Here is a 261-nt window from a genome sequence, read left to right as displayed (position 1 = left end):
ATAAGCCCATTGAAGACGTGATCATTAAAGAAACATCTGGCGAATACCATATGATTGCAGCAAACGGAGACGTAACCGCTGCCGAAGTTAAACTAATGGAATTATTTGCCCGTGAAGTGCGTCTTCGTAATGCACTTGAAAAAATTCAGGACCAATACGAGTTTATATTTATAGACTGCCCGCCTTCATTAAACATGTTAACTGTTAATGCTATGGCCGCTGCAGATTCTATTTTAGTACCAATGCAATGTGAATATTATG

At 38.7% G+C, this 261-nt stretch carries 1 protein-coding gene; it reads left to right on the top strand.

Annotation, left to right across the window (positions count from 1 at the left end):
• Positions 1-261: ParA family protein (locus R2R70_RS21095; protein ID WP_410979064.1), on the top strand; the 261-nt coding region annotated here is incomplete at both ends.

The sequence above is a fragment of the Cobetia sp. SIMBA_158 genome (genome assembly GCF_046566945.1).
GTDB classification, from domain to species: domain Bacteria; phylum Pseudomonadota; class Gammaproteobacteria; order Pseudomonadales; family Halomonadaceae; genus Cobetia; species Cobetia amphilecti.
Note: the sequence above shows the minus strand (reverse complement) of the source record. Positions and strands in the feature narration are given on the sequence as shown.